Annotated in this window: 21 protein-coding genes; 9 read left to right on the top strand and 12 right to left on the bottom strand. The window is 50.5% G+C overall.

The features are described 5' to 3' along the window. Positions 1-3 precede the first annotated feature (3 nt). Genes fdhD through AC3QL0_RS13425 form a run of 4 tightly spaced genes read right to left on the bottom strand, consistent with a single transcriptional unit; the run spans position 4 to position 5,888 of the window. Complete coding sequence (gene fdhD, locus AC3QL0_RS13440; RefSeq protein ID WP_493008933.1) at positions 4-852, bottom strand: formate dehydrogenase accessory sulfurtransferase FdhD; 849 nt, start codon at positions 850-852, stop codon at positions 4-6. Between the two features lie 14 nt (positions 853-866). Continuing rightward, positions 867-3,803 carry a formate dehydrogenase subunit alpha gene (gene fdhF / locus AC3QL0_RS13435; RefSeq protein WP_493008932.1) on the bottom strand — a complete coding sequence of 979 codons (2,937 nt, stop codon included), beginning with the start codon at positions 3,801-3,803 and terminating at the stop codon, positions 867-869. Between the two features lie 10 nt (positions 3,804-3,813). Continuing rightward, on the bottom strand, positions 3,814-5,385 hold the full coding sequence (locus AC3QL0_RS13430) for a formate dehydrogenase beta subunit (RefSeq protein ID WP_493008931.1): 1,572 nt from the start codon (positions 5,383-5,385) through the stop codon (positions 3,814-3,816). Further along, positions 5,382-5,888, bottom strand: coding sequence for a formate dehydrogenase subunit gamma (locus tag AC3QL0_RS13425; protein ID WP_135866643.1), 507 nt, complete (start codon positions 5,886-5,888; stop codon positions 5,382-5,384). The genes AC3QL0_RS13430 and AC3QL0_RS13425 overlap by 4 nt, the downstream gene beginning before the upstream one ends. Positions 5,889-6,086: 198 nt before the next feature. Here AC3QL0_RS13425 and AC3QL0_RS13420 point away from each other — a divergent pair, with 198 nt between their 5' ends. The 3 genes from AC3QL0_RS13420 to mobA all read left to right on the top strand — a co-directional run bounded on the left by AC3QL0_RS13420 (position 6,087) and on the right by mobA (position 9,010). Further along, positions 6,087-7,190 carry a substrate-binding domain-containing protein gene (locus AC3QL0_RS13420; protein ID WP_493008930.1) on the top strand — a complete coding sequence of 368 codons (1,104 nt, stop codon included), beginning with the start codon at positions 6,087-6,089 and terminating at the stop codon, positions 7,188-7,190. Positions 7,191-7,344: 154 nt separating this feature from the next. Continuing rightward, a complete protein-coding gene (moaA, locus tag AC3QL0_RS13415; RefSeq protein ID WP_493008929.1) occupies positions 7,345-8,418 on the top strand; it encodes a GTP 3',8-cyclase MoaA in 1,074 nt (357 codons plus the stop codon). A 1-nt stretch (position 8,419) separates the two neighbouring features. Further along, entirely contained in the window at positions 8,420-9,010 is a 591-nt protein-coding gene (gene mobA / locus AC3QL0_RS13410) for a molybdenum cofactor guanylyltransferase MobA (protein ID WP_493008928.1), read from the top strand. Positions 9,011-9,028: 18 nt separating this feature from the next. On the opposite strand, the gene AC3QL0_RS13405 is transcribed toward mobA, so the two are convergent. The 6 genes from AC3QL0_RS13405 to AC3QL0_RS13380 form a co-directional block, all read right to left on the bottom strand. Further along, a complete protein-coding gene (locus AC3QL0_RS13405; RefSeq protein ID WP_493010996.1) occupies positions 9,029-10,234 on the bottom strand; it encodes a molybdopterin molybdotransferase MoeA in 1,206 nt (401 codons plus the stop codon). An 8-nt stretch (positions 10,235-10,242) separates the two neighbouring features. Further along, positions 10,243-10,701, bottom strand: a complete 459-nt coding sequence (locus AC3QL0_RS13400) for a molybdenum cofactor biosynthesis protein MoaE (RefSeq protein WP_493010995.1) — start codon at positions 10,699-10,701, stop codon at positions 10,243-10,245. 2 nt (positions 10,702-10,703) lie between these two features. Further along, entirely contained in the window at positions 10,704-10,961 is a 258-nt protein-coding gene (gene moaD / locus AC3QL0_RS13395) for a molybdopterin converting factor subunit 1 (RefSeq protein ID WP_430222749.1), read from the bottom strand. Further along, positions 10,954-11,493: a cyclic pyranopterin monophosphate synthase MoaC gene (gene moaC / locus AC3QL0_RS13390; protein WP_493008927.1), complete on the bottom strand. Its 540-nt coding sequence runs from the start codon at positions 11,491-11,493 to the stop codon at positions 10,954-10,956. The genes moaD and moaC overlap by 8 nt, the downstream gene beginning before the upstream one ends. A gap of 80 nt (positions 11,494-11,573) precedes the next feature. After that, positions 11,574-12,215, bottom strand: a complete 642-nt coding sequence (locus AC3QL0_RS13385) for a response regulator transcription factor (protein ID WP_493008926.1) — start codon at positions 12,213-12,215, stop codon at positions 11,574-11,576. Beyond that, complete coding sequence (locus tag AC3QL0_RS13380) at positions 12,208-14,100, bottom strand: PAS domain-containing sensor histidine kinase (protein ID WP_493008925.1); 1,893 nt, start codon at positions 14,098-14,100, stop codon at positions 12,208-12,210. Before AC3QL0_RS13380 ends, AC3QL0_RS13385 begins: the two co-directional genes overlap by 8 nt. Positions 14,101-14,283: 183 nt before the next feature. On the opposite strand from AC3QL0_RS13380, the gene AC3QL0_RS13375 reads away from it, so the two are divergent. From AC3QL0_RS13375 to AC3QL0_RS13355, 5 genes are all read left to right on the top strand, one after another. After that, positions 14,284-15,270 carry a TRAP transporter substrate-binding protein gene (locus tag AC3QL0_RS13375; RefSeq protein ID WP_493008924.1) on the top strand — a complete coding sequence of 329 codons (987 nt, stop codon included), beginning with the start codon at positions 14,284-14,286 and terminating at the stop codon, positions 15,268-15,270. A 137-nt stretch (positions 15,271-15,407) separates the two neighbouring features. After that, entirely contained in the window at positions 15,408-16,028 is a 621-nt protein-coding gene (locus AC3QL0_RS13370; RefSeq protein WP_493008923.1) for a TRAP transporter small permease, read from the top strand. Further along, positions 16,025-17,350 carry a TRAP transporter large permease gene (locus tag AC3QL0_RS13365; protein WP_493008922.1) on the top strand — a complete coding sequence of 442 codons (1,326 nt, stop codon included), beginning with the start codon at positions 16,025-16,027 and terminating at the stop codon, positions 17,348-17,350. The genes AC3QL0_RS13370 and AC3QL0_RS13365 overlap by 4 nt, the downstream gene beginning before the upstream one ends. A gap of 197 nt (positions 17,351-17,547) precedes the next feature. Continuing rightward, a complete protein-coding gene (locus AC3QL0_RS13360) occupies positions 17,548-18,051 on the top strand; it encodes a peroxiredoxin (protein ID WP_135863995.1) in 504 nt (167 codons plus the stop codon). A gap of 100 nt (positions 18,052-18,151) precedes the next feature. Then, positions 18,152-19,501 carry an MFS transporter gene (locus AC3QL0_RS13355; RefSeq protein WP_493008921.1) on the top strand — a complete coding sequence of 450 codons (1,350 nt, stop codon included), beginning with the start codon at positions 18,152-18,154 and terminating at the stop codon, positions 19,499-19,501. Here AC3QL0_RS13355 and AC3QL0_RS13350 read toward each other — a convergent pair. Continuing rightward, positions 19,458-20,315: an EamA/RhaT family transporter gene (locus AC3QL0_RS13350; protein WP_493008920.1), complete on the bottom strand. Its 858-nt coding sequence runs from the start codon at positions 20,313-20,315 to the stop codon at positions 19,458-19,460. The two genes, AC3QL0_RS13355 and AC3QL0_RS13350, sit on opposite strands and share 44 nt — an antisense overlap. A 12-nt stretch (positions 20,316-20,327) precedes the next feature. Next, positions 20,328-21,347 (bottom strand): biotin synthase BioB, encoded by a 1,020-nt coding sequence (gene bioB, locus AC3QL0_RS13345; RefSeq protein ID WP_493008919.1) that lies wholly within the window; start codon positions 21,345-21,347, stop codon positions 20,328-20,330. Positions 21,348-21,635: 288 nt separating this feature from the next. Between bioB and AC3QL0_RS13340 the strand changes: the two genes are divergently transcribed. Further along, on the top strand, positions 21,636-22,919 hold the full coding sequence (locus AC3QL0_RS13340) for an acyl-CoA thioesterase/bile acid-CoA:amino acid N-acyltransferase family protein (RefSeq protein ID WP_493008918.1): 1,284 nt from the start codon (positions 21,636-21,638) through the stop codon (positions 22,917-22,919). Positions 22,920-22,942: the final 23 nt, after the last annotated feature.

Raw genomic sequence — 22,942 nt, 5'->3', positions numbered from 1 at the left:
AAATTAAAAAGAAGTTAAACGTTGTGGGTGACTGTAAACATTGAAATGCTGTTCACGTCCAAACCCTATGAGTAATAGGTTGAGTTCCTCTGCGAGTTGTGTGGCAAGGGTAGTGGGTGCAGAAACAGCAACTAAGGTAGGAATACCGGCTGCGGCTGTTTTCTGTACCATCTCAAAACTGGCTCGGCTGGAAACCAATGCCAGACTTTGTGCTGCCATTGCCATGGCGTCATGACGCAGTAGGTGGCCAATGAGCTTGTCCAGCGCATTATGTCTGCCTACATCCTCACGAATAACTTGAATCTCACCTGCTTGGTTGGCCAGTGCTGCCGCATGGGTAGCACCGGTTTTCTCGTGCAGAACTTGCTGTTGGCGCAACTGGTGCAAGGCCCTAACTACCGTGGCAGGGGCCACATTATAAGCAGGTTCGGGCAAGGCCGGTAACGCTCGTTTTACGTCTTGCAGACTTTCTAGTCCACACAAACCACAGCCTGTACGACCAGCCAGTTGCCGCCTGCGCAGCTTAAGCTGCTGCAGGCATGCGCTGGCAATGTTTAGATCGATCACAATGCCGTCCGGCGTATGCTGCACCTGTACATCGTAAATATCGCTACTGCTGCGTACGATGCCTTCGGTGTAGGAAAAGCCAACGGCCAAGTCTTCCAAGTCCAGAGGGGTGCCTAGTAGCACTGCATGGCTAATGCCATTGAATTGCAGCGCGATAGGCACCTCTTGCGCGATGAGGTCTGGCAGTTCGCGCAGTGCAAGACTAGAGGTCTCGCACCTAACGATTTGAAACGTTGCCAGACCATCTTCGGCCTGATTGAGGGGAATGCATTCATCCGTGAGCATGACGCCTCCCACTCTTAGTTCTGGGTACTCAGTGCGGGCTTTTTCTCCTGACTGGTAGGTGCTGTTGCCACTGCAGCGGTTGTTTCCGCTTCAGGAGCTCGCGCTTCGTCCAACAACTGTTGTTGGATTTCGTTGAAGCGTGACCAGCGAGACTGCCAGTCGGATACTTGGCCAGACGTTACTTTGCTGATCTGCACCGCCGTTACCTTGTACTCAGGGCAGTTAGTGGCCCAGTCGGAGCTGTCGGTGGTGACCACGTTTGCACCCGATTCAGGGAAGTGGAACGTGGTGTAGACCACGCCGGGTTGCATACGGGATGTCACCGTAGCACGCAGTACAGTTTCACCAGCACGGCTTTTCACCGCTACGTAGTCGCCGGTACGAATGCCACGGTCTTCCGCATCGTGTGGGTGTAGCTCCAGAATGTCTTCTTTGTGCCATGCCACGTTAGCGGTACGACGGGTTTGTGCACCCACGTTGTATTGCGACAAGATACGACCGGTAGTGAGCAGCAAGGGGAACTTGCGGGTACTGCGCTCATCCGTAGGTACGTACTGTGTAATGATGAATTTACCTTTACCGCGCACGAACTCATCAATGTGCATAGTTGGGGTACCTTCAGGCGCTTCGGCGTTACATGGCCACTGTACGCTACCGCCCAGCTCGTCAATGCGCTGGTACGACACACCCGTAAAGGTAGGTGTGAGGCGTGCGATTTCGTCCATGATTTCGCGTGGGTGTTTGTACAGCATGGGGTAACCCAAGGCGTTGGACAACGCGCAGGTAACTTCCCAGTCTGCCATGCCGTTTTTGGGTTCCATCACTTTGCGTACGCGAGAAATACGGCGTTCGGCGTTAGTGAACGTACCGTCCTTTTCCATGAAGGAAGAGCCAGGCAAGAACACATGAGCGTACTTAGCGGTTTCGTTCAGGAACAAGTCTTGAACGATAATGCACTCCATTGATGCCAAGGCTGCTGCAACGTGCTGTGTATCAGGGTCAGACTGAACAATGTCTTCACCTTGACAGTACAAGCCTTTGAATGAGCCGCTCAGGGCTGCATCAAACATGTTAGGAATACGCAGACCTGGTTCAGGTTGCAGCGTTACGCCCCATTCGCTTTCAAACTCGCTACGTGCTTCGTTGTTGGAAATGTGGCGGTAGCCAGGCAACTCGTGCGGGAATGAACCCATGTCACACGAACCTTGCACGTTATTCTGACCACGCAGAGGGTTTACACCCACGCCTTCGCGGCCAATGTTACCGGTAGCCATCGCCAAGTTAGCAATAGCCATCACGGTTGTAGAACCTTGGCTGTGCTCGGTAACACCCAAACCGTAGTAAATAGAACCGTTACCACCAGTCGCGTACAAGCGTGCGGCACCACGTACCAAATGCGCAGCAACACCAGTAACGTCTTCCGTGGCTTCTGGGGAGTTCTCGGGGCGGCTGACAAACTCACGCCAGTCGTTAAAGGACTGGTCTTCGCAGCGTTCGCGTACAAACTCTTCAGCGATCAAGCCTTCGGTAGCAATCACGTGTGCCAATGCTGTCAACATGGCAGTGTTAGTGCCTGGGCGCAGTGGCAAGTGGAAGTCGGCCTTGATGTGTGGAGAATCCACCAGCTCAGTAGCACGAGGATCAACAATGATCAGACGTGCGCCTTCGCGGATACGGCGTTTCAGGCGTGACGCGAATACTGGGTGAGCATCGCTAGGGTTGGCACCAATCACGATTACCACATCGGTGTGCATCACCGAGTCAAAGGTTTGTGTACCAGCGGATTCGCCCAGTGTTTGCTTCAGACCATAACCGGTAGGTGAGTGACATACGCGAGCGCAAGTATCCACGTTGTTGGTACCGAATGCCGCACGCACCAACTTCTGAACCAAGTAGGTTTCTTCGTTAGTACAACGTGATGAGGTAATACCGCCTACAGAGTCACGGCCATATTTATCTTGAATACGACGGATTTCAGATGCTGCGTAATTCAGTGCTTCTTCCCACGATACTTCGGTCCACGCATCTTGGATGCTCTTGCGGATCATGGGTTTCAGAATACGATCTGAGTGTGTGGCGTAACCGAAAGCAAAACGGCCTTTAACGCAGGAGTGACCACGGTTGGCTTTACCGTCTTTCCACGGCACCATGCGTATTACTTCTTCGCCTTTCATTTCAGCTTTGAAGCCACAACCTACGCCACAGTAAGCACAGGTTGTGATGACGGCGTGTTCTGGCTGACCTAGGTCAATAACGGAGTTTTCCATTAGTGCCGAAGTAGGACAAGCTTGTACACATGCGCCACAGGAGACACAGTCACTGTCGATGAAGTTATCGCTCTGACCTGCCGCAATACGGGACTCAAAACCACGACCTTCTACGGTCAGTGCAAAGGTACCTTGTACTTGTTCACAGGCACGCACACAACGGCTACACACAATACAGTGCGATGAGTCGTAAGTGAAGTACGGGTTAGAGGTGTCTTTGCTTTCGTGTACGTGTGTAGCGCCTTCAAAGCCGTAACGAACATTACGCAGGCCCACCACACCCACGGTGTCTTGCAGTTCGCAATTACCGTTAGCAGGACACATCAAGCAGTCCAGTGGGTGATCAGAAACGTACAGCTCAACCACGTTTTTACGCAGTTTGTTCAGTCTTTCGTTTTCGGTTGTTACCACCATGCCTTGTTCGGCAGGGGTAGTACATGACGCAGGCGTACCGCGTCTACCTTCAATCTCTACCAAACAGACACGGCAAGAACCAAAAGGCTCCAGCATGTCGGATGCACAGAGTTTAGGAATATTGATGCCGCTCATGGCTGCAGCGCGCATCACAGACGTACCTTCAGGCACCACAACGTGTTGACCATCAATGGTCAGCTCAATCATGGTGGTGCTTAGGGATGCCGGAGTCCCTAGATCGCGTTCGCGTACGGCAACTGTTTCTAGCATAGTGGGCTCCTTAGGCGGGTTGCTGACTGGCGTCGGCAGTTGCCTTTGATTCCAGACCAAAGTCGGCGGGGAAGTGCTCAAGGGCGGACAGCACAGGCACAGGGGCCATGCCGCCTAATGCACACAGTGAGCCAGCAAGCATGGTGTCACAGAGATCGCGCAACAGTTCTACGTTGTCTTCACGTTTTTCGTTACGGCGGATTTTCTGAATGACTTCCACACCACGGGTAGAACCCACTCTACAGGGGGTGCATTTACCACAGGATTCGATGGCACAGAACTTCATGGCGTATTCAGCCATGTGGCCCATGTCTACGGTTTCGTCGAAGGCCACAATACCACCGTGACCTACCATCGCGGATACGGCAGCGTAGGCTTCGTAATCCATGGGTACATCCCAGTGTTTTTCAGGCAGGTAAGCACCCAACGGACCACCCACTTGGGCGGCGCGTAAAGGCAGGCCAGTTGCCGAACCACCACCGTAGTCATACAGCAGTTCGCGCAGGGTAATACCAAAGGCTTTTTCTACCAGACCACCTTGTTTCAGGTTGCCTGTCAATTGGAATGCCAAGGTGCCGCGTGAACGACCCATACCGTAATCACGGTAGTATTCAGAGCCTTTAGCCAAAATGGTAGGCACCGAAGCCAGCGAGATTACGTTGTTGACGACAGTAGGTTTGCCCAAGAAACCTTGCAGTGCTGGCAGTGGTGGTTTGAAGCGGATCACACCGCGTTTACCTTCTAAGCTTTCCAACAGCGATGTTTCTTCACCGCAAATGTAAGCGCCAGCGCCTTTGCGCACTTCTAGGTCAAAGGTTTTGCCACTACCGGCAATGTTGTTGCCTAACCAACCCGCTTCATAAGCACGTTTGATGGCTTGGTCTAGTGCCTGAATAGCCAATGGGTATTCGGAGCGCACGTAGATATAACCAGAGGTGGCTTCCACTGCCAAACCAGCAATGGTCATGCCCTCAATCAGCGTACAGGGGTCGCCTTCCATCAATAAACGGTCAGAAAACGTACCGGAGTCACCTTCGTCGGCATTACAGACAATGTATTTTTGGTCTGCTTTAGCGTTCAGAACGGTATTCCATTTGATACCTGTAGGGAAGGCCGCACCACCACGTCCACGCAAACCAGAATCCGTCACCATTTTGACGATGTCAGCCGGTGCCATGGTTAGGGCGTGTTTTAAGCCTTCAAAACCACCGTGAGCTTGGTACTCATCCAGGTTCAGTGGATCAATCACACCCACACGGGCGAAAGTCAGACGCTCTTGGTTTTTCAGGTAAGGGATTTCTTCGGTTAGACCATGGCACAGAGGGTGTGTTTTCCACTCAGCCGCAAACAGGCTTTCTACGTCATCAGGGGTCACGGGACCGAATGCAACGCGGCCTTCAGGTGTGCTGACTTCAACCAACGGTTCTAGCCACAGCATGCCGCGTGAGCCATTACGTACTAGCTCAACGTTGACATTTTTCTGTGCAGCGTGTTGCAGAATGGCAGCAACTACCTCGTCGGCACCCATGGCAATGGCGGCAGTGTCGGCGGGTACATAAAGTCGTAAAGGGGCTGTACTCATTTCTGTGCTCCTTCCTTGGCAAGCAGTGCATCCAAGCGATCTGGGTTCATGCGTGCGTGCGGTTTTCCATCCAGCATCACAGCAGGAGATTGGGCACAGAGGCCCAAACAGTACACAGGCTCAAGAGTGACTTCGCCATCGGGCGAAGTTTGGTGGAAATCACAGGACAGCTTTTGACGTGCGTGCTCAGCTAGCGCCTCGCTACGCATGGCCTGACAGGCCTCGGCCATACAGACTTCCAGCACGTGTTTACCAGCCGGTTTCTGACGGAAATGACTGTAGAAAGTGATCACGCCATGTACTTCTGCACGCGATAGGCTAAGTGCACGAGCGACCAACACGACTACGCTGTCTGGTAGGTAGCCGATTTCATCCTGTACATGGTGCAGGATAGGTAGCAAATTACCCTTTTTGTGGGCATGGGCGGCGATAGCAGCGTCCACGATTGCCTGATACTGGCCGTCAGCGGGTTCGAACTGACTGGCATGAGAGGGGATATGCATGGTGTACATCCTAAAACATCAGAATTTGGGTATTCTGAGGTTGCTTATATGAATTTATTTGCATAATATAAATAATGTTTTTCCTTAATCTACAAAGCAAATGCAAATATATCAATAGGAAAGCACTTGCATATTAGACAAGCGTAATATGCAGAAAATTACATAATTAAGGGTTATTACTCATCAAAAGGACAGTAGATGAGCAACCAATTTAAGGCCCAAATTGAGGCCGAATGGGTATTGGAAAATCACGATGGCGCCGCCTTTAGATTAGGCGAAGTGTTGAATTTATTGGCTGCCATTGAAAGTACCGGCAATATTACAGGGGCGGCTAAAGCCTGTTCCTTGTCGTACCGCCATGCATGGGGCGTGTTGCGTCAGGCCGAGCAACAGTTCCAAGCCACGCTACTTGAGACATCACGCCGACAAGGGACAACCCTAACGCAATTTGCCAAACGATTGTTGTGGGCAAACCGCCGTGTGCATGCGCGATTGATGCCTATGTTAGAAAGCATGGCGTCTGAACTGCAAGAAGAACTCTCTAGGTTGTATGCGACCGAACCACCACGTTTGCGTTTGCATGCCAGTCATGGTTTTGCGGTAGAGGGCTTGATGCGTCTGGCAAATGACTTATCGTATTTGCCTCTAGAACTACGCTATAGAACAGCTATAGAAGCCTTGAACTCGCTGTTACGACGTGAGTGCGACATTGCGGGTTTCCAAGTACCACTCGGTAAGTACCAGTCTCAGGCGCTGCACCATTACAGTGCATGGTTGCGTCCTGATCAGCACCAACTGATTTTCTTGAGTGATCGCAATACCGGATTATTTGTGCAGCATGGCAACCCTAAAGGGGTGCGTGGTGTAGAAGATCTATTGCGTCCCGATGTGCGTTTTGTGAACCGGCAAATAGGTTCTAGTACGCGTCATTTGTTGGGGCTGATTATTCAAGACTTAAATCTGGATTCCAACAATATTCAAGGTTATGACAGCACCGAGCTAACTCACATGGCGGTGGCAGCACACGTTGCTAGCGACATGGCTGATGTGGGCTTCGGGGTAGAAACGGCTGCCTGTAGATGTGGGCTGGATTTCATCCCTATCGCCAGAGAGCGTTACTTCTTCGCAGTACACAAAGACATCCTGGAGTCTGAACTGATTAAGCGGTTTTTAGCCTTGATACGAGGCGACGATTACCGCGGCTATATGAGTCAGTTAATAGGCTATCAGGCTGAAGGCATCGGTACGGTTATGAGTTTGGACGAGGCTTTTGGTACGGAGAAGTTGCCCGCTATATCGTAGCCTAGCGAACGGTATGCGCAACACTTCTGCTGCGAAAGAGCTTCAAAATCAGCGTGATGGCTGATAATGGAACCATAAAGTAATTTCTCCGTTACGGTACTGCGGAGGGGAAATGAATAAAAGCCTGACACACATTAATCAGCACACTACAAGCATGACAAATTCGTCTCCCAAGCAGGCGTCACCACGAGTGATCCCTCTTGCCGAAAGCGGGGTGAGGGATCAGTTAGGGCGTCCACTGCATGATTTGCGTATTTCCGTTACGGATAAATGTAATTTCCGTTGTACGTACTGTATGCCGCGCGAGATCTTCGGGCCAGAGCACGAGTTCTTAGCGCAAAAACAGTTATTGAGTTTTGAAGAAATCACCCGTGTAGCGGAATTAGCCGTGCGCATGGGCGTACGCAAAATACGCTTAACTGGCGGTGAACCATTACTGCGCAGACGTGTGGAAGATTTAGTACACATGTTGGCCCAGTTGCGCACCGTTGAGGGTAAACCGGTAGAGCTGGCCATGACGACCAATGGCACTTTACTGGCCGCAAAAGCGCGCGACTTGAAGCAGGCAGGCTTGAACCGCGTCACGGTAAGTTTGGATGCTTTAGAAGATGCACGCTTTACCCATTTAAGCGATAGCAAAGTATCGGTGCGCCAAGTATTGGATGGCATAGAAAAAGCGAGTGCTGAAGGTCTCTTCCCCGTCAAAATTAACATGGTGGTGCGCAAGGGTTTGAACGATGATCAAATCTTGCCTATGGCCGAATACTTCCGCAATACGCCACATATACTGCGTTTCATTGAGTATATGGATGTGGGTAATAGCAATGGCTGGAACATGAAGGAAGTGATTACAGGCTCCGAGATCGTTTCTCGTATTCATGAACACCACCCACTAGAACCTGTGCAAGCGAATTACACAGGTGAAGTGGCAGGGCGCTATCGCTATCTGGATGGCGCCGGTGAAGTGGGTATGATTACCAGTGTATCCCAGCCTTTCTGTGGCGACTGTTCCCGTATACGCCTGTCCCCAGAGGGACGCTTATTCCTATGTTTATTTGCTTCCCAAGGTGTGGATATACGTGGTCCGCTACGAGCGGGTGCTACCGATGATGCATTGGCGGGCTTATTAGCAGGTACATGGCGAGCCAGAAAAGACCGTTATTCTGAGGTGCGTGGCGAAGTAGGGCACAAGGCAGAAAAAGTAGAGATGAGCTACATAGGTGGTTGAGATGCGTATTGATGGCCTGATTCTAGCGGGTGGGCAATCCCGCCGCATGCAAGCCTTAGGGGCAGTAGATAAAGGTTTGCTCACACTAGAGGGACTATCTTTTGCTGGCCATGCTGCCAAACGTTTAGGCCCTTATTGTCAGAAACTCTTTATTAGCGCCAATGCGCATCAGGTCGATTATGCGGCTTGGGGGGACGTGGTGGGTGACGGTGAATACGAAGCTCAAGGGCCGTTGGCAGGAATGTTAGCGGTGATGCGTCGTAGTCAGGCTGACTGCATTGTGACCCTCCCCGTGGACAGCCCTTTTGTGTCGGATCAGGTGATTACCACCTTAGTGCAGCAAGCGTCGCTGTCGCCTGCTGTTGCTATTCATTATGCGTATGCAGCACAAGCGCATCCACTCTGCGCCTTGTTACGTACTGATTTGGTAGAGTCTTTACACGACTATTTGTCTCAGGGCGAGCGTCGCGTACAAAGTTGGTATGCATCGGTGAATGCTAAAGCCGTGCACTTTGGTGAAGCTGCTGAGGCGGAATTCTTGAATGTGAATACGCCTGAAGATTGGCAGCAAGCGCAATCACTACGCCGCTAGCTGCCAATCGCTGGGTGCTTACGTGCACCAGTGGGCAAAGTCGTAATAACGTACTTGAGTGCCTGGTGTGACATCTGTGTCGGCAGGTACTCTAGCCAAGCCTGTAGCCCATGCTAAAGAACTAATAATGCCAGAGCCTTGTTGAGGGTAGGGCGTGAGGTGCAACGAGCCATCTTCATGCGTAATGGCTTGCACGCGTAAAAACTCTTCGCGGGTCCCATGCAGAGTTGCATCGCAGTCTAGCTTGCCATAGCTGGTACGAGGCAAGGCTTGTGAGCGACCTTGCAGTACACGAACCAGAGGTGTCACCATCAAGGCAAATACCGCATACGCCGATACGGGGTTGCCCGGTAGACCAATGATAGGTGTGTTGTTCAGCTTAGCCAGCGCGACGGGTTTGCCGGGTTTCATGCGTACTTTCCACAGCTGTAACTCACCGCCAGCGGCTTCAATAGCAGGTTTGACTAAATCTTTATCACCCACGGACACACCACCTACCGTCAGCACGAGATCACAGTCATGGCTGAGTTTTTCTAACGCTGCCTGAATGCTTTCTAAGGTATCGGGGGCGTGTATAACGTGCGTAACCTCTGTCTGCATTTCTTGCGCTAAGGCGCGCAACATAGAGGCATTGGAGTTATAAATTTGCCCGGTTTTTAAAGGTTGGCCGGGCTCAGTGAGTTCGTTGCCTGTGGTGAGAATCCCAACGCGCAAGCGACCATACACAGGGACGTCAACAATACCTTGTGCTGCCAACATGGCAATGTGGCTGCTGTCTAGCAAGGTACCTCGCTGCAAAATGGGTTGCTGTTGTGCCATGTCTTCGCCGGCATAACGTACGTGCTGCCCTTTGATTGGAGCTTCCAAAATACGCAGTTGGTTATCTTCTTCTGAGCACAGCTCTTGAATGACGACCGTATCGGCATTGGCGGGAATTAAGCTGCCAGTGAACAAACGTACCGCATAACCAGGTTGCAGTGCTTCAGGCACATCACCAGCGTACACACGTTGTTGTATGGGCAGCGCTTTATCGGCGTGGTAATCGGCAAAACGAATGGCGTAGCCATCCATGGCGCTGTTATCGGCAGGTGGGATGTTCAATGCGGCATTTACGGTTTCTGCCAGCACTCTGCCTCGGGCATGCTGCAACTGAACTGACTCTGTGCGATCTAACGGTTTGCCTGCGTCTACCAGGCGTTGTTGGGCAATATCAAAATCTAGCAGGCTCATGATCAGTCGTTATCCCATAAAGCAGTTTTTTGGGCATCAGACTCATGTTGCTGTACCCAGATTTTTTGGCCGTCTTGTAGTTGTTCGCGTTTCCAGAAAGGTGCGCGGGTTTTGAGCGCGTCAATAATGTATTCGCAGGCTTTGAAAGCTTCGCCACGGTGAATACTGCTGACGGCCACAAACACAATTTGTTCATCACGGTGCAAGGTGCCAACGCGGTGCACGACACGGGTGTCGAGGATATCCCAGCGTTCTTTGGCTTGCGTGCAAAGGGCTTCGATTTCGCGTTCGCACATACCCGGATAGTGTTCCAGTATCAGGGCTTCAGTAGGGTGTTCGGGTTGGTAGTCGCGTACGTAACCAATAAAGCTCAGCAAAGCACCAGTATGGCCGGGGTGCTGGTCGTACAGTTGCTGTATCAGTTCTTGCGCGTTGAAATCGGCTTCTTGTACGGTGACCATCATTAGCCTCCTGTGACAGGCTCAAACACGGCGACTTCATCACCGACGCGAATTAGCGTTTGCTTGTGTGCGTATTCTTGATTGACGGCAATTTTTAGTCGGCGTTGCAGTGGTGCTAATTGTGGATAGCGAGCAACCAGACTTTCAACCCAATCAGCTACCGACAACTCGGCAGATAAGGGCCAGTTTTCTTGGCGTGTGCCTATAAGCTCTGCTACTTGGGCAAAATACAGCACAGTAATGGACGATGCATTAGTCATGAGAGGATTCCTCTGTAGCATGCCATTCCCCGCTTTTGCCACCTGATTTGTGCAACAGGCGCAGCGTTTCAATCACGATGCCTTTATCGGCGGCTTTGCACATGTCATAAATAGTCAGTGCAGCCACGCTACATGCGGTCATGGCTTCCATTTCTACCCCGGTACCATGAGTGGTTTTACAGGTGGCGTGAATAATCACACTGCTGTTGGGGGCGTCAATGGTGAATTCTATGGAGACCACAGCCAACGGTAGGCTATGGCATAAAGGAATGAGTTCAGCGCAGCGTTTGGCGGCTTGAATCCCGGCAATATGTGCGGTGGTAAGCACTTCACCTTTAGCGTTATCTTGTGCAGAGAGTAGGGCAAAGGCGTGTTCGCCCAGACGTACACGTCCGTATGCGGTAGCTGAGCGGGCGCTGAGGTTTTTATGGCTGATGTCCACCATGCGAACGCTGCCGCTTTCGTCAAGGTGGCTCAAACGGGCGTCTGAGCCTGGGATACCGAAGCCGGTAGAGGAAGGTGTATTCGCCATGATGAGAAACAGAAGCTAGGGGTTAATCTACTGGGTTGCCTTATTATAGGCATGTCATGGTGGCACAGTATTGAACTGGCTCAGGATTCAAGGTTATCGGTGGGTAGGAAATGTTCGTTCCCACAGATACGGGCTAATTCCAATAAATTCTTGGTGCCCGTCTTTTCCAAAATACGGGCGCGGTGCACTTCAATGGTGCGCATACTGACATCCAGTATTTCGGCAATTTGTTTGTTCAGCATGCCTTGCAGCGCCAGTTGCAGTACTTGTTTTTCACGCGCTGATAATGAGGCAAGTTTGTCATGCCACTCTAGTTGGCGTAGGTGCTCATCACGGTGCAGTTGATAGTCTTTGAGAACTTCCAGCACTCTATCCACAAGGTCGTTGTCATTGAAGGGTTTTTCAATGAAGTCCACTGCACCACGTTTGAGTGATGCTACCGCCATGGGCAGATCGCCGTGCCCTGTTAAAAAGATCACAGGTTGCGTAGCCCCTTTTTCTAGCAACTTATCAAACACCTCTAGGCCAGATAAGCCTTCCATACGTATATCGAGCAGCAAACAGCCGTTTAGCTCGGGATGCCAAGCTTGCAGAAAGCTTTCGCCCGAGTCCCATTGCTCAGTAGGCACTTTACGGGTTTTGAACAACCATGCTAGGGCGTCTCGTATAGCCTGATCATCATCAATAATATGTACGATGGCTGGTGAACGTGCGTTAGTCATGTTTGGCGAGCGGTAAGGTAAAGACGAAGGTGGCACCGTGGCTGGCAGAAGACTCATACCATAACGTACCTCGGTGAAGTTCAATGATGGATCTACAGATGTTTAATCCTATTCCCATGCCATTGACCTTATTGGTGGAAAATGGTTGGAACAGCAGCGGCATCATTTCAGGTGCAACGCCAGGCCCTTGATCGCTGATAGCTATTAAGGCGTGCTGACCACGAGTTTGAATGTTGATGTCTATTTTACGCTGATCAAGTGGCTGGTTTTTGATAGCTTCCAGTGCGTTACGTAGTAGGTTGAACAGCACTTGTTCAATCATGATGCGGTCTGCCATCACATACAGATCTGCTTCGGGAATATCCAGTGTGACACGTACTTTGTGCTTCAGCATTTCATTGTGGATAAAGCTTAGGCTATCAAGCACAATAGGCCGCAATTGCTCTTGCTTCAGCAATGGCTCACGCTTACGTACAAAGTCGTTAGTGCGTCGAACGATTTCCCCTGCACGTTTATTTTGCGCAGCAAGATTTTTCAGGCCACTGCGCAGATCGTCAGGGCTACTGTCCGTATCTTCCAGTAAGTTCAGGCAACCTGCTGCATAACTAGCAACGGCGGATAAGGGTTGATTCAGTTCGTGTGCCAAGGTTGAGGCCACCTCACCCATACTCATTAAGTGGGCGGTTTTTTGTAGCTGCTCGGCTTGTTGGCTAGTACGTTCTTCTTGGGCTTTGCGTGATGAAATATCAATAATAGAGCCCATCCACCCCATGTGCTTACCCTGATTATTAATCAGCGGGGCTTCGTGCACCTGTATATCTAGGATAGAGCCGTCACGATGCTGAAAGCGTGTTTCAAAGCTTTGGGCGGTAGGCATGCGATTTTGTTGATAATGCCTATCTAGCGTTTCATTCACCATATCAGGTGGCCACCACGGCATAGGAGGCGCAAGACCAATAATTTCATTGGCTTCCCAGCCTACCAATCTACAGAAGGCCGGATTCACATACAGAATACGGCCATCTAGATCACGAGCACGCATACCGGTAGTCATGGAGTTTTCCATGGCTCGCCTAAAGGTTTGCTCATCTAGTAGGGCTTGTTCTGCTTGTTGGCGTTTGCGGGCGTAGTAGTACTGCACCAATAAACTGATGATGGCAAAAATCGCCAAGCCTACGATCACGATGATCAGTAGTGTTTGGGTAGAGGTAGAGCCTGACGTATAGGGTTTTAACTGCAGCCGTACGCCGTGCAGTGGTGGGTCTACCGACATGCTGTAGCTAAGCTCACTGGTTTTGAGCGTAGTGTTGACGCGCCTGGCAATGACCCTGTCGCTATTGTTATCCACTAGCACAATTTCATACTGGCCGGCTACCCACCACGGTATTTGGCTGGTCAGTAGCTGGTTCAGTGATAGGGAGGTGCGTAACAGTCCAGTAGGTTGATTGTTCGCCCCAAAAATAGGAGCTTGGAAATCTACCAGTATTTCGTTGAGTTGTTCATCTTGGCGGGCAGGAAACCATGCTTTGAAACGCGGTAAGGGGTCTGTCGCTGGTAGCGGGTTATAGCCTCGGGGTAGCGTGAGAGGTTCTTCGCGTTGTTGGTCAAACCAACTGATGATTTGTAATTCGGGGTGAATATCTTTCACATGCTGCAAGCGTGTGAGTAATACCTCGGGGTCTTGTCCTTTACTAATTTCTTGTGCCAGTCGCTCAATGTTTTCTTCATGTGTGCGTAATTGGAAGAATAAGTTTTGTTCTACCCATAAGGCATCTTCAATCAGCTTGGTGCGTAACTCATCAACACGATCTTTACGTAATAACAGAATAAACAGCGTAATCAGGATCACGATAATAGCGATAGCTAAAATCGGTGCGTAGCTCATAAAGGCATTCAGCCTGGATGAACCGCTTAGGTGTTTACCCTGAAAAGTGCTGCTAAAAATACGCATATAGGTACTTACTTCGGATTTCCACAATAGAGGAAGAGAAAAAATGTTTTTACTCTGCGGTCTATCTGTTTTTTTATAACGCTTGCAAATAGACCTGCAGGGTCACGGAGGGGATAAATGAAAAAAATCTTTACACTGACGCTGGTTGCTTCAGCACTAATGGCATCTAGCGCATGGGCTGCAGATCCGCTGGTGATCAAATTCAGTCACGTGGTGGCCCCTGATACACCAAAAGGTAAAGGTGCAGACCGTTTTAAACAACTGGCTGAAGAGTATACCGGTGGCAAAGTCGTTGTTGAGGTATACCCAAACTCCCAACTGTACAAGGATAAAGAGGAACTGGAAGCCTTGCAATTGGGTGCAGTGCAAATGTTAGCTCCATCTCTGGCTAAGTTTGGTCCATTGGGCGTGCGTGAATTTGAAGTATTCGATTTGCCATTTATCTTTGAAAGCAAAGATGATCTGCGTAAAGTGACTAACGGCCAAGTCGGTAAAGATTTGTTGGCAAAACTGGAGCCTAAAGGCATTAAAGGTTTGGCCTATTGGGATAACGGTTTCAAAGTTATGAGTGCAAACTCCCCCTTGCACACTCCTGATGATTTCTTGGGTCTGAAGATGCGTATCCAGTCTTCCAAAGTATTGGAAGCTCAGATGCAAGCGTTGGATGCCGTACCACAGGTTATGGCTTTCTCTGAGGTATACCAAGGCCTGCAAACAGGTGTGGTAGATGGTACAGAGAACCCACCATCCAACATGTACACCCAGAAAATGCACGAAGTGCAGAAGCACGCGACCAACTCTAACCACGGTTACTTGGGCTATGCCGTTATCGTGAACAAGAAGTTCTGGGAAGGTCTGGATGAAGAGACTCGTACACAGTTAGAAAAAGCGATGGAAGAGGCTACCGAGTACGCTAACGAAATCGCTCAGCAAGAAAACGATGAGTCCTTGGCAGCTATGAAAGCGTCTGGCAAAACTATTTTCTACGACCTGACAGACGCAGAGCGTCAAGAGTGGATCAAACAGTTGCGCCCTGTGCACCAGCAAATGGCTTCCCGCATTGGTCAGGAAACCATCGACGCTGTGTACAAAGCAGTTGAATAAAAAACCAAACGACGAACTGGCGCAATGCTGCGCCAGTTTTTCTGGTTTTCAGGTCAGTGGAATAGACCACATCTTATAGGCTTGACCACACCCTACGGTAGCTGTGCTGCGTGGGGTATACGGGTCTCGGAGAAGCCATGTTTTTACGTTTTTTAGATAAGTTTGAAGAGATATTGATCTCTTCGTTGATGATTGCCGCCGTACTGATTATTTTCGTGGCCGTGACACAGCGTTACTCTGTGTCCCTGCTAGCGGATATGGTTGCGTGGGCTCGATCACATGATTATCCACAGTTGTCGTCCATGCTGCGCTCAGCCTACCGTTCGGTGGTGAGTGTGAATATGTTGTGGGCGCAGGAATTGTGTATTTACCTGTTTGTGTGGATGGCTAAGTTTGGCGCAGCCTACGGTGTGCGTACTGGTATCCACGTAGGTGTAGACGTGTTGGTAAATGCGGTGTCACCAGGTAAACGCAAAGTGCTGATCGTGATCTCCTTGCTGGGTGGTGCGTTGTTTACTGCACTGGTGGCGTGGATTGGCGGCAGCTTCGTTTATGGCATCAGCCAGACAGCCCAGGTATCGGCTGACTTGGAAGTGCCCGTGTGGATTGTTTACCTTGCGGTGCCGGCTGGTTCGGCGTTGATGTGTTTCCGTTTCTTGCAGGCGTTGTACGCGTTCCTCACTAGAGGTGAGTACGAGCACGAAGAGCCTGGCGAAGAGTGGTTGGATGATATGAGGAAAGACGGAGAATCCGCATGACCAGTTTTATTATTTTCGCGCTGCTAGGCGTACTGCTGCTCACAGGGATGCCAGTATCCATTGCGCTAGGTCTGACGGTGATGACGTTCTTGTTCACCATGACCAGCGTGCCCATGGACAGTATTGCTCTCAAACTGTTTACCGGTATTGAGAAGTTCGAGATTATGGCGATCCCGTTCTTTATTCTGGCGGGGGGCTTTTTGACCCACGGCGGGGTGGCGCAGAGGATGATTCGATTCGCATCCTCGATGGTAGGTCACTTGCCGGGTGGTATGGGTTTGGCTGCGGTATTGGCGTGTGCGCTGTTTGCCTCTATTAGTGGTTCGTCTCCTGCGACGGTGGCGGCGATTGGTTCCATCATGATTCCTGCGATGGCCAAACAAGGTTATCCAGTACAGTTTGGTACCGGTATTGTGTCCACATCGGGTGGTCTGGGTATTTTGCTGCCGCCCTCTATCGTAATGGTGATGTACGCCGTTGCAACCAGTGGCATGATGGTAGAAGGCCCTGATGGTGTACGCGTCGGTACAGCCTCAATTGGTCAGCTATTTATTGCGGGTGTAGTGCCTGGTTTGATCTTGGCATGTATGTTGGGTCTTACCACTATGTACCGTGCATGGAAGCTGGACTACCCACGTATGCCTAAAGCTAGCATGCGTGAGCGTTGGGTAGCCTTCAAAGATTCCGTTTGGGGTCTGATGCTGGTGGTCGTAGTGATGGGCGGTATTTACAGCGGTGTGTTCACGCCAACGGAAGCGGCAGCCATCAGTGCGGTGTATGCATTCGTGATCGCGGTGTGGGTATACAAAGACGTTAAGCTCAAAGACGTGCGTAAGATTGTGTTGGAATCTGCCGCGATGAGTGCAATGCTGCTGTATATCATTACCAACGCAGTGATGTTTGCCTTCATCCTGACCTCAGAGCAAATTCCACAGAACATTGCGGCGTGGATTGTTGATCAGGGTATGGGTTTGATAGCGTTCTTGCTGTTCGTGAACGTGCTGCTGTTGATCATTGGTATGGTGATGGAGCCATCCGGTCTGATTCTGATCATGGCGCCTATCTTGTTCCCAGTAGCGATGAAGCTGGGTATGGATCCTGTGCACTTCGGGATCATGTTGGTGGTCAACATGGAGATCGGCTTAGCAACGCCGCCGGTGGGGTTAAACCTCTATGTGGCGTCGAGTATATCGAAGCTAGGATTAACGGAAGTGACCAAGTCTACGGTTCCATGGTTGCTCACAGGTTTGACCTTCTTGATGATTATTACCTTCATTCCTGAAGTGACCTTGTGGTTCCCACGACTGACTGGTTGGCTATAGCAATCTAGCTATAGAGGTTATGGCTTGATACAAACAAGACCTGGTAGGTGCCTGTCACCCCCAGGTCTTGTTGTATCATGTAGATGAGTGATGCAGTGTTATGAGGCCGTCTACACGATTGTCATGCAGAATACGGCATCATATTTACAGTGAGCGGCATAGCCGTAGTTTTTGCAGGTTTATGAGGTGGAGAAACCATGACAATTAAAGTTGGTGACAAAGTACCTAACGCCACATTGGCTGAATACGTACACACAGCGACAGACACATGCGCGCTGGGTCCAAATAGCTTTCAAGTAGCAGATGCAGTAGCAGGCAAGAAAATTGTACTGTTTGCTGTTCCTGGTGCATTCACACCTACTTGCTCTGAGCAGCACTTGCCAGGCTTTATTGCTAAAGCAGCTGAGTTCAAAGCCAAAGGCGTGGACGAAATCTGGTGCGTAGCCGTTAACGATGCATTCGTAATGGGCGCATGGGCTAAAGATCAAAAAGCTGACGGCAAAGTACGTCTGTTGGCTGATGGTAGTGGCGATTGGACAGCCAAGCTGGGTCTAGAGCTGGATTTGACTGCTAAGGGCTTGGGCGTACGTTCACGTCGTTACTCTGCATTGCTAGAAGACGGTGTGGTCAAAATCCTGAATCTGGAAGATGGTGGTGGCTACGAGCGTAGCGATGCTGAGACACTGTTGAAACAGCTGTAGGGCAGAAAGCTTCCCCTTGGTGTTGCGTGCACAAAGGGGAAAGATTGAAGTAAATCTGCCGACCTTTGGGTCGGCAATTTTTTAGAAAATGGACCGTGGCATGGCAGGCTCTGTAGGCGCATTTTTCTCCTTGTATTTGGCAACATTGGTGTTGTTAACAGGCTCGGGCCTGTTTAATACGTTTATTGGTTTGCGGTTATCAGAACAGTCCGTATCCGAGGTGTGGATTGGTGGTCTGATTGCAGCGTATTACTTTGGTTTGGTGGTGGGGGCACGGGCAGGTCACCGGCTGATCATTGGGGTAGGCCATATACGTGCGTATGCAGCGAGCGCCGCGATACTAACGGTCTGTATTCTGGCGCAGATACTCGTAGACAACATGTGGTTCTGGCTGGGGCTACGATTTTTAGCTGGTGCGGCCATGGTGACCCAGTACATGGGCATTGAAAGCTGGCTAAACGAGCAAACCGATAATGAAAAGCGCGGCGTGGTGTTCGCGTTTTACATGTTGATGTCCAGTTTGGGTACGGTGCTAGGGCAGGTGGTGCTGACGCTGTTCCCCGAGTTGGATTACAAACCGTTGGTGTTTGTAGCCATGTGTGCGGTATTTAGTTTGGTGCCTATAGCTCTTACTCGACGTATGAGTCCGGCCCTGCAAGTGCCTGCACCTATTAATGCACGCTACTACTTTGAGCGCGTGCCTATGTCTATGGCAGTGCTGTTTGTCTCGGGTATGATTACTGGCTCATTCTACGGTTTAGCGCCTGTGTATGGGGTGCGAGTGGGGTTGGGTAATGACGAGGCTGCATTGTTTGTGGCGGTCTCTGTAGCAGCAGGTGTGGTGGCCCAGTGGCCGGTAGGGTGGTTAGCTGATCGTTTCAATCGCGTGGCGTTGATACGTATTAATGCCATCAGTTTGACGGTGCTAGCGATCCCCTTGTGGGGATGGCTAGATATCCCGTTTCAGGTCCTGTTGGGGTTGGGGGCGGCCATCGGTATTTTACAGTTCACCTTGTATCCGTTGGGTACGGCGCTGGCGAACGATAACGTAGATCCAGAACGTAGGGTGGGACTTAGCGCCATCTTGTACATTATGTACGGCTTAGGGGCCTGTATTGGGCCGTTGTTGGTGGGTGTGCTGATGAACTCCCTAAGCAGTGCGCTGTTTTATGTGTTTGTGGCCGCATGTAGCGCATCGTTGATCTTTGTTGTACGGCCACAGAAAGTGACTGGCGAGCACTTAAGCCCTGATGCGCCTACTGAGTTCGTGCCTATGCCTGAGTCCAGTGTGGCGGTGGTGCTAGATCCTAGGGTAGATATTAGCAGTGATATTTCTCACGACCCCGTTATCCAAGACGAAGGCCCCGAGATGGATGAGTTCACCCCTCCGGAGCCCAACGAATCACTTAGCGGGGAAACAGCAGCAGAATCGCCGCAACCGCCAAAATAATCCCGACTATATTTAACCAGGATAGTTTTTCTTTAAAGAACCCTGCCCCTATCAGCGTACCCATGCTGATCACGCCAATGTTCATGGCAGAAAATACTAGGGTAGGGTTCTCGGAGTAATGCTGATGAGCGCGTATATAGAAATAAATATTGCTGAAGTTCAACGCGCCCAACAGTAACCCTGAGAGCAGACTGCGCGTAGACCAACGAGTACGCTGTAGCAGCAGCCATGCCAGCATCACGAGTCCTGCAATGGCAAAGCTAACAACCAAGCTGCCTGCAAATTGCGCACCGGCTTTGGAGAGCTGCTTAAACAAGATATCAATCACCCCAAAACCTACCCACACAACGATCAGCCAGAGAGAGGCGTGATTGTTGTGGGGTTGCGTGAGGGTGCTGGTTGCCGCTTTGGGGCGTGATAGTAAACACAACAGCGCGAGTAACGCTAAGCCTATGCCATAACCTTTAATGCCGCTGATGGACTCGCCAAAGATTAGTACGGCAGCCAGTAACGGAATGAGCAGCGATAGTCGTTGTGCAGCATCGCTACGCACTATACCTGCTTGTTCAACAGCTTTGCCCATGATGACAAATACACTAGGCAATAGAAATCCTAAGCTGCCCAATACCCAAAATGGCGTGTTTCCTGAGAGCACACTCATGGGATCAGGGAGCAGCAACAGTAGGCACAGCGAAATAGCCGTCAGATAGTTGATCGCAACTGCTTGACCTATATCTAATTGATAGCGGCGAGCCAGCTTTAGGAAGATGGAAACGCCTACGCTGCAGATAATGCTGAAAAGAAGTAAGTGCATGGTGGTTCAGGGTTACAAGGCTTCCAGCACGGCTTGTGGGCCAGGTGCTGTGTGTGCAGTGTGCTCTTCGTGCGGTTGTGTATAGCAGTGGCTATTTAACCCCAATGATTGCAGTAGTTGCTTATCAGCCATGAACTGGGGGTTCTCGGTGGTGAGCAATTGATCGCCATAGAAAATGGAGTTTGCGCCCGCCATAAAACATAAGGTTTGCATGGTGTCGCTCATGCTGGAACGGCCAGCCGACAAGCGCACTGCTGCGGTAGGCATGGTGATACGCGCAATAGCGATAGTACGTACGAATTCTAAATCATCCAACGCTGCATTATCGGCCATAGGCGTGCCAGGAATAGGTGCGAGTTGGTTGATGGGTACCGACTCAGGATAGGGATTGCGATTCGCTAATTGAGTAATCAGTGCAGCGCGTTGTTCGCGGGACTCACCCAGACCCACAATGCCACCGCTACAGGTATTCAAACCCGCAGCCTGTACTCTATCCAGAGTGTCTAGCCTATCTTGGTAGCTACGTGTAGTGATGATCTTGCTGTAGTAGTCTTCCGAGGTGTCTAAGTTGTGGTTGTAGTAATCCAAACCACCTTCTTTGAGTCGTTCTGCTTGACCGGGTTTTAGCATACCCAAGGTCACACAGCTTTCCATACCTAATGATTTCACCGCTTGAATCAGTTCAATCACTTTATCCAATTGCGCTTCGCTAGGGGAGCGCCATGCAGCGCCCATACAAAAACGTGTAGCGCCGTTAGCTTTGGCATTCAAGGCAGCCTCAATAACCGCTTCTTTATCTAGCAGTTTTTCTGCCTTAATACCCGTATCGTATTTGGACGATTGAGAGCAGTACGAGCAGTCTTCAGGGCAGCCACCAGTTTTAATAGAAAGCAAGCTAGAGAGCTGTATACGATTGGCATCGTGATGTTGTCTATGTACGGTCTGAGCTTGCCAAATTAAGTCCATGAAAGGTTGTTCGTACAGAGCTAAAACAGCGTTGACGGACCAGGGGGCGATATGAAGAGAGGTCATGCCAAATCTCCTTGAAAACGGAGATCTCACTATAGGGAAGTGTGTGACAAATTAAAGTTGGTTTACGGCAATAAATGTGTCATTGAAAAAGCGTAAGAAGCAGAAAATAAGGATAAATGTGCATTTTTTAAGCATTACTTCGCTCTAATGGTGTTAAGTTTGGTTACATATAATGGTGTAAATAAATATTACATCTATAGTGTGAGCAGAGTGATGAGGCAAAATATTTGGCAAATGAGGTAATGTAGGTAGGCTTGATAAGTGCTCAAATAATGACAGGAGAGTGGCATGCTCAATCTAGTGGTGGCGCCTGCAGATGCAGGGATAGATGTTCCGCGCCAGATCTCTATACGTGGGGCAGTTCCTGGTGAAACTGTCGCTATCAGTGCCTCAACGGTAAGGCAGGGCGTGCGCTGGACTAGTTATGCAGAGTTTGTAGCAGATGACAGGGGGTATGTAGAGCTTGCTAAGCAAGTGCCTGAATCTGAAGACAGCACCTATGATGTGGCCGATGCGATGGGGTTGATTTGGTCACAACTGCCGCAAGTAGAAACGGCACGAGAGGTTTTTAATCAATCGGTGTTCGATCCGTTGGTAACCACCATAGGCGTACGCAGTGGTGTGAATGACGTGAGTGCTACCCTAATACAACGAGTCGCCGCAGTGGGTGTGAAGCGTATAGAGATAGAGGAAGAGGGCGTATACGGCGTACTGTTTCTGCCCGAGAACTCTACTCCTTGCCCAGCAGTTATGGTGCTGGGTGGTTCAGAGGGTGGTGTGCAAGAGCATCAAGCTGCGCTTTATGCATCACATGGTTATGCGGCCTTGGCATTGGGCTACTTTAGGGTGCCAGGGCGTTCAGACTATATCTCTCATACTGATCTAGAGTATTTTCAGCAGGCACTGGCGTGGTTGCGTACACGCGTACAGCCCCTGAATGACTTTGTGGCGATCAGTGGTTTTTCCAGAGGGGCTGAGCTTGCCCTGTTGCTGGCAGCGACGTATCCCCAGGCTGTGTCAGCAGTGATCGCATTTGCTCCCAGTGCTTTTGTACACAGCTCACAGAATGCTGCCAATCCTGATGAGGGTCGGGAGGCGCCTGCGTGGTTATTGCAGGGCGAGCCCTTGTACCATCTTTGGAAAAATAATAGTCATGCTTCTTGGGATGCTTTTGATAGCAGCGTGCCACACAGGCATGAGTTGGCAATACAGACAGCACTGCAAGATATAGCCGCTATGGATGCGGCGCGTATTCCTGTAGAGCGTATACAAGGGCCTGTGTTGCTGTTGTCTGGCACGGATGATGGAGTGTGGCCGGCCAGCCGTTTTTGTCAGATGGTGGTGGATCGTCTGGCATCCAGAACTGAGCCTGCGCTTGTGAGGTGGATTAATACGCCACATGCAGGCCATGCCATACGTTTTCCGTATGTGCCTACATCGCAATCTACGTATTTGCACCCCATTTCCAGATTGTTATGCACAACAGGCGGGCAACCTTATGCCGATGCGCGGGCTGGGCGCGAGTCTTGGGCTGCTGTGCTGGCATTTCTGCGTACAGTCAGCCGCCAATAACGGTGGCACAAAAAAATACAGCC

It is taken from the genome of Paenalcaligenes sp. GW821-LYS-B07-1, assembly GCF_058803365.1.
Note: the sequence above shows the minus strand (reverse complement) of the source record. Positions and strands in the feature narration are given on the sequence as shown.